The organism is Streptomyces sp. NPDC000880, assembly GCF_053599675.1.
This window is the reverse complement of the sequence record NZ_JBSFMS010000099.1, coordinates 22,180-28,737: the sequence shown is the minus strand read 5'-3', so window position 1 is coordinate 28,737 and position 6,558 is coordinate 22,180. Positions and strand designations below refer to the sequence as shown.

Sequence of the window (6,558 nt, the reverse complement as noted above, 5' to 3'; positions counted from 1 at the left end):
TGCGAAGTCGATCGACGAGGTCAAGGCGAAGCTGGCCGGCATGGGCCTGGCGCTCCACACGTATGAACACGGCCGGACAGCCGGACGTCAGTCCTTGATCTCGCAGATCGTCGCGCCGGACGAGATGGACGCGCCGACCTCGGCCGCCAGGCCCTTGACGGTGCCGGAGCGGTGCGCGTTGAGCGGCTGCTCCATCTTCATCGCTTCGAGTACGACGACGAGGTCGCCCTCATTGACCTCCTGGCCCTCCTCGACCGCGATCTTGACGATCGTGCCCTGCATCGGGGACGCGAGGGTGTCGCCGGAGGCTGCCGACGCGGACTTCTTCGCGGCGCGCCGCTTGGGCTTGGCGCCGGCGGCCAGACCGGTACGGGCGAGCGTCATGCCCAGCGAGGAGGGCAGCGAGACCTCCAGGCGCTTACCGCCGACCTCGACGATGACCGTCTCGCGGCCCGGCTCCTCGTCCGTGTCCGTCTCCGCCGGAGCGACGAACGGCTTGATCTCGTTGACGAACTCCGTCTCGATCCACCGGGTGTGCACACGGAACGGGCTGGCGGTGAACGCCGGGTCCGTGACGACCGCGCGGTGGAAGGGGATGGCGGTGGCCATGCCCTCGACGTTGAACTCCGCCAGCGCACGCGCCGCGCGCTGAAGCGCCTGCTCACGGCTGGCGCCGGTGACGATCAGCTTGGCCAGCAGGGAGTCCCAGGCCGGGCCGATGACGCTGCCGGACTCGACGCCCGCGTCGAGGCGGACGCCGGGGCCGGACGGCGGCTCGAAGCTGGTGACGGTGCCGGGGGCGGGCAGGAAGCCCCGGCCCGGGTCCTCGCCGTTGATGCGGAACTCGAAGGAGTGCCCGCGGACGGCCGGGTCGTCGTAGCCGAGCTCCTCGCCGTCCGCGATCCGGAACATCTCGCGGACCAGGTCGATGCCGGTGACCTCTTCGGTGACCGGGTGCTCGACCTGGAGCCGGGTGTTGACCTCCAGGAAGGAGACGGTGCCGTCGACGCCGACGAGGAACTCGACGGTGCCCGCGCCCACATAGCCCGCTTCGCGCAGGATGGCCTTGGACGCGGCGTACAGCTCGGCGTTCTGCGCTTCGGACAGGAACGGTGCCGGGGCCTCCTCCACCAGCTTCTGGTGGCGGCGTTGCAGCGAGCAGTCACGGGTCGATACGACGACGACGTTGCCGTGGGAGTCGGCCAGGCACTGGGTCTCCACGTGCCGCGGCTTGTCCAGGTACCGCTCGACGAAGCACTCGCCGCGGCCGAAGGCGGCGATCGCCTCGCGCACGGCGGAGTCGTACAGCTCCGGCACCTCTTCGAGGGAGCGGGCGACCTTCAGACCGCGGCCGCCACCGCCGAACGCGGCCTTGATCGCGATCGGCAGCCCGTGTTCCTCGGCGAAGGCGACGACCTCGTCGGCGCCGGAGACCGGGTCGGGCGTGCCGGCCACCAGCGGGGCGCCGGCGCGCTGCGCGATATGACGGGCGGCGACCTTGTCGCCCAGATCGCGGATCGCCTGCGGCGGCGGGCCGATCCAGGTCAGACCGGCGTCGATGACGGCCTGGGCGAAGTCGGCGTTCTCGGAGAGGAAGCCGTATCCGGGGTGGATGGCGTCGGCCCCCGAATCCTTCGCCGCCTGGAGCACCTTGGCCATGTCCAGATAGCTGGCGGCCGGGGTGTCACCGCCCAGGGCGAACGCTTCGTCGGCCGCGCGGACATGCGATGCGTCCCGGTCCGGATCGGCGTAGACGGCTACGCTCGCGATCCCGGCGTCCCGGCATGCACGGGCGACACGGACAGCGATTTCGCCACGGTTGGCGATGAGCACCTTGCGCACGATGGCTCCCTCCTTGAAACAAGCTGAGTTTAGGGACTGCCGACACGGCCTTTCGACCCATCCCCAATGGTGAGCTTGCCCACACGGAGCGTGATTCGAGGCTCGCGCAAGTCGCGAAATCCCTTGTCGCACCACGGTACGACGGGTTCCTCCCTCGAACAGTAGCCCTCGGGTGTGGCACAGGTCTCTGTTCGAGAGGCCAGCGGCGGATGACGTTTCTTTGTCGAGTCCCTACGAATGGCCCAATGATTCTTTGCCTCGGGACCGAGCGTGCCGGAACCCTTGTCCCGCCCTTTACCCGTTAGTAGCGTTCGCGCTGTCGTACGTACTTCCGGTAACAGAGGGTTGGGGGCGCCGTGGCGCGCAGACCGGTGGCCGTGGTGGCCGCGATTGTTCTGCTGGTGGAGGCCGTCGGTATCGTGGCGATCAACGGCATCCTCGCCACCTTCGTCGACAACCAGAACATGTCGCTCGCAGACCTGGACCCCGGCGCGATGGTCACGGGCACCTGGGTAATGGGCGGGGTCTTCGGCCTGTATCTGGCGACGTGTGGCGTGGTGTGCCTGCTGATGGGCGCGCGCGACCGGGCCCCGGGGCGCATCGCCCGGATCCTGCTGATCAGTTGCGCGATCGTGCACGGGGTGCTCGGGGCGCTGACGGTGGGGCTCGTGGGGTGGGACGCGTTCGCGTTCCTGATGGTCGTGCTGGCGCTGATCGTGCTGACGCTGGTGACGTACGGCAAAGAGCAGGAGAAGGGGCCCGGTACCGAGAACGGCAACGGGCAGGGGGCCGAGGCCGGGGCCCCCGCCACAGCCTGAACTAAGCCCACAGGTCCGTGATCGAGTAACCGAGCTCGGCCAGCAGCCTGCGCAGCAGCGGCAGTGAGAGGCCGATCACGTTCCCGTGGTCGCCCTCTATGGAGTCGATGAACGGCGCCGAGCGGCCGTCCAGCGTGAAGGCGCCCGCCACATGCAGCGGTTCGCCGCTCGCGACGTACGCGGCGATCTCGGCGTCCGTCGGGTCGCCGAAGCGCACCGTGGTCGACGCGGTGGCGGACGCGCTGCGGCCGGTCGCGGTGTCGGTCAAGCAGTGGCCGGTCAGCAGGACGCCCGAGCGGCCGCGCATCGCCTTCCAGCGGGCGGTGGCGTCCTCCGCGTCGGCCGGCTTGCCGAGGGCCTGGCCGTCGAGTTCGAGGACCGAGTCGCAGCCGATGACGAGCGCGCCGGCGGCCTCGGGGCGGGCGGCCACGGCGGCTGCCTTCGCCTTGGCGAGTACCAGGGCCAGCTCGGCGGGGGTCGGCGCGTTCAGCGCGTCCTCGTCGACGCCGCTGACGATCACCTCGGGGGCGAGTCCGGCATGGCGCAGCAGGTTGAGCCGGGCAGGGGAGGCGGAACCGAGGACGAGGCGGGGGCGCTGAGCGGTCATGGGGTCATCGTAGGTGCGGTCAGCGGAGCCCGAGCACGAACATCGCAAGCACCATGGCCAGCGCCAGCACAAGGCCCACGCGGCGCATCATGGCCTGCGTCTCGCGCAATTCCGTGGGGGGTTCGTCCTCCGGGTCGGACCACAGCATGCCTTCGATCCTGCTGCCGGGTCGTGGACGGCGCCTGAGTACGGGTACTCAAGCGCCGGGTGACAACGGACTGATTCAAGGCATAAAAGCGACAAAATGGGGCCGTTGTTCCGTTAGGTGTGCCTCAGTCGGGCGCTCGCCGCGGACGCGTCCTCAACGCCGGACGGGCAGATCTTCAGCCCGTCCGGCGATCGAGGACCAGGGTCTGGTGTCGGAGCCCCCGTCGCTTGGCCTACACCGGCCAGTAGGTGCGCGCCCACGCGCGCGGCCCCGGCAGTGGCCTGCGGCTGCGTGCGATGCGCGCCGGGTCGGCCCACTGCTCGGGCGGCGCCGCCGCGCCCTCCACCGCACAGGCCGTCGCCGCGGCGCGCGCCTGAACCACCGCAAGTGCGGCGGCCAGCTCCTCCGGGGTCGGATTGCCCCGTACAACCTTGATCACAGCGGCTCCTTCCAGGCTTACGGGCTGGTGCGCTTACAGGGGGATGTTGCCGTGCTTCTTCGGCGGGAGACTTGCCCGCTTCGTACGCAGCTGACGCAGGCCCCGCACGATGTGCGCCCGCGTCTCCGACGGCATGATCACGGCGTCGACATAGCCACGCTCGGCCGCGACGTACGGGTTGAGGAGCGTGTCCTCGTAGTCCTGGATCAGCTCGGCGCGGGTCGCCGCTGCCTCGTCTGCGTCCTTGGCTGCCTCGATGGTGCGGCGGTGCAGGATGTTCACCGCGCCCTGCGCGCCCATCACCGCGATCTGCGCGGTCGGCCAGGCCACATTGAGGTCGGCGCCCAGGTGCTTGGAGCCCATGACGTCGTACGCGCCGCCGAAGGCCTTCCGCGTGATCACCGTGATCAGCGGGACAGTCGCCTCCGCGTAGGCGTAGATCAGCTTCGCGCCGCGCCGGATGATCCCGCCGTACTCCTGGTCGACGCCGGGCAGGAAGCCGGGCACGTCCACGAAGGTCAGCACCGGAACGTTGAAGGCGTCGCAGGTGCGGACGAAGCGCGCGGCCTTCTCCGAGGCGTTGATGTCGAGACAGCCGGCGAACTGCATCGGCTGGTTGGCGACGATGCCGACCGGGAAGCCCTCCACCCGCCCGAAGCCTGTGATGATGTTCGGCGCGAACATCGCCTGGGTCTCCAGGAACTCGCCGTCGTCCAGCACATGCTCGATGGCCGTGTGCATGTCGTACGGCTGGTTCGCCGAGTCCGGGATGAGGGTGTCGAGCTCGTGGTCCTCGTCGTTCGTCACCAGGTCGGCCTCCTCGGGGAAGGCCGGCGGCTCGGAGAGATTGTTCGAGGGCAGGTACGACAGCAGCGACTTGACGTACTCGATGGCGTCCTTCTCGTCACCCGCCATGTGGTGCGCGACGCCGGATGTGGTGTTGTGCGTACGGGCTCCGCCCAGCTCCTCGAAGCCGACGTCCTCGCCAGTCACCGTCTTGATGACGTCGGGGCCGGTGATGAACATGTGCGAGGTCTCGTCGACCATCACCGTGAAGTCGGTGATCGCGGGGGAGTAGACCGCGCCGCCCGCGCACGGCCCGACGATGAGGCTTATCTGCGGGACCACGCCCGACGCGTGCACATTCCGGCGGAAGATCTCGGCGAAGAGGCCGAGGGCGACCACGCCCTCCTGGATACGGGCGCCGCCGCCGTCGTTGATGCCGACGATGGGGCAGCCGGTCTTGAGGGCGAAGTCCATCGTCTTCACGATCTTCTCGCCGTAGACCTCGCCGAGCGAGCCGCCGAAGACGGTGAAGTCCTGCGAGTACACACAGATGGGGCGGCCGTCGACGGTGCCGTAACCGGTGACCACGCCGTCGCCGTACGGGCGGTTCTTCTCGATGCCGAAATTCGTGGACCGGTGCCGGGCGAACTCGTCGAGTTCCACGAACGAACCCTCGTCCAGCAGCAGATCGATCCGCTCGCGGGCAGTCAACTTGCCCTTGGCGTGCTGCTTTTCCACCGCGCGGGCGGAGCCGGCATGCGTCGCCTCGTCAACGCGGCGCTGCAGGTCCGCGAGCTTTCCTGCGGTGGTGTGGATGTCAATCTCGGACTCCGACATCGGGATGCGGCTCCCTGTCCTGGTCAACGTCAACCGAATGGCTACTGAGACGTAGCGTATCGGCGTGCATGGCGCTCAGCAGTGCGGCGTTTGCCACACCTAACCTGGCTTGCATGACGCCTGAGAATGCGCCCGAGAGTCGCTGGTCCGACCTCGACCGGCCGCCGCTGAACGTGCCCATGCTGCGCCGTGCGCTGCTGCTGCCGGGCGGGCTGTGGACCTCGCTCGACATCGTGGCATCGACCGGCTCCACCAACTCCGACCTGGCGTCCCGGGCAGCGTCCCTGGACGAGGGTGCGGTGCTCGTCGCCGAGGAGCAGACGGCGGGGCGGGGGCGGCTGGAGAGGACCTGGACGTCGCCCGCGCGCTCGGGGCTGTTCCTGTCCGTACTGCTGCGGCCCGGGGCGGGCGTCCCGGTGGAGCGCTGGGGGTGGCTGCCGCTGCTCGCCGGAGTGGCGGCCGCGACGGGCCTCGCGCGGGCCGCGGGGGTGGACATGTCCCTCAAGTGGCCCAATGACCTGCTGGTAAAAGTCGGCGGCGAGGAGCGCAAGACCGGTGGGATCCTCGCCGAGCGCGCGGGGGACGACGCGGTCGTCATCGGCATCGGCGTCAATGTCACGCTGCGCGAGGGCGAACTCCCCGTGCCCACGGCGGGCTCCCTGGGGCTCGCGAACGCGATCTCGACGGACCGCGACCCGCTGCTGCGGGCGGTGCTGCGCTCGCTGGAGCAGTGGTACAGCGACTGGCGCGCGGCGGGTGGCGACCCGGGGCTCTCGGGGCTGCAGGCGGCGTACGCGGCGGGCTGCGCGACGCTGGGACAGACCGTACGGGCCGAGCTGCCGGGCGGCCGCTCGGTCACCGGCGAGGCGGTGGCTCTGGACGGCGACGGGCGGCTGGTGCTGGCCACCGAGGACGGCGAGCACCAGCCGATCAGCGCGGGCGACATCGTGCACCTGCGGCCGGCCGGCTGAACCGGTACGGCGACCAGGACGTGAGCCAGGGCACACCTGCCGTATCGTTGAGGCGATCGAGCGACAGAAGATCGGCACGGCAGTGCGCAGGGAACGGGCAGGAGGCGGCT

Annotated in this window: 7 protein-coding genes; 2 read left to right on the top strand and 5 right to left on the bottom strand. The window is 69.9% G+C overall.

The genetic code is table 11. From position 1 onward, the window contains the following. Nucleotides 1-87: 87 nt before the first annotated feature. Nucleotides 88-1,842, bottom strand: coding sequence for an acetyl/propionyl/methylcrotonyl-CoA carboxylase subunit alpha (locus tag ACWDO5_RS26380; protein WP_450532848.1), 1,755 nt, complete (start codon nt 1,840-1,842; stop codon nt 88-90). Nucleotides 1,843-2,198: 356 nt separating this feature from the next. Here ACWDO5_RS26380 and ACWDO5_RS26375 point away from each other — a divergent pair, with 356 nt between their 5' ends. Next, complete coding sequence (locus tag ACWDO5_RS26375; RefSeq protein ID WP_450532847.1) at nt 2,199-2,660, top strand: hypothetical protein; 462 nt, start codon at nt 2,199-2,201, stop codon at nt 2,658-2,660. 1 nt (nt 2,661) lies between these two features. On the opposite strand, the gene ACWDO5_RS26370 is transcribed toward ACWDO5_RS26375, so the two are convergent. The 4 genes from ACWDO5_RS26370 to ACWDO5_RS26355 form a co-directional block, all read right to left on the bottom strand. Next, nucleotides 2,662-3,267: a Maf family protein gene (locus ACWDO5_RS26370; RefSeq protein ID WP_450532846.1), complete on the bottom strand. Its 606-nt coding sequence runs from the start codon at nt 3,265-3,267 to the stop codon at nt 2,662-2,664. Nucleotides 3,268-3,286: 19 nt separating this feature from the next. Beyond that, nucleotides 3,287-3,415: a morphogenic membrane protein MmpB gene (gene mmpB / locus ACWDO5_RS26365; protein ID WP_450532845.1), complete on the bottom strand. Its 129-nt coding sequence runs from the start codon at nt 3,413-3,415 to the stop codon at nt 3,287-3,289. 232 nt (nt 3,416-3,647) lie between these two features. Next, entirely contained in the window at nt 3,648-3,854 is a 207-nt protein-coding gene (locus tag ACWDO5_RS26360; RefSeq protein WP_450532844.1) for an acyl-CoA carboxylase epsilon subunit, read from the bottom strand. Between the two features lie 33 nt (nt 3,855-3,887). After that, nucleotides 3,888-5,477 (bottom strand): acyl-CoA carboxylase subunit beta, encoded by a 1,590-nt coding sequence (locus ACWDO5_RS26355; RefSeq protein ID WP_450532843.1) that lies wholly within the window; start codon nt 5,475-5,477, stop codon nt 3,888-3,890. A 113-nt stretch (nt 5,478-5,590) separates the two neighbouring features. Between ACWDO5_RS26355 and ACWDO5_RS26350 the strand changes: the two genes are divergently transcribed. Beyond that, nucleotides 5,591-6,448: a biotin--[acetyl-CoA-carboxylase] ligase gene (locus tag ACWDO5_RS26350; protein WP_450532842.1), complete on the top strand. Its 858-nt coding sequence runs from the start codon at nt 5,591-5,593 to the stop codon at nt 6,446-6,448. Nucleotides 6,449-6,558 lie beyond the last annotated feature (110 nt).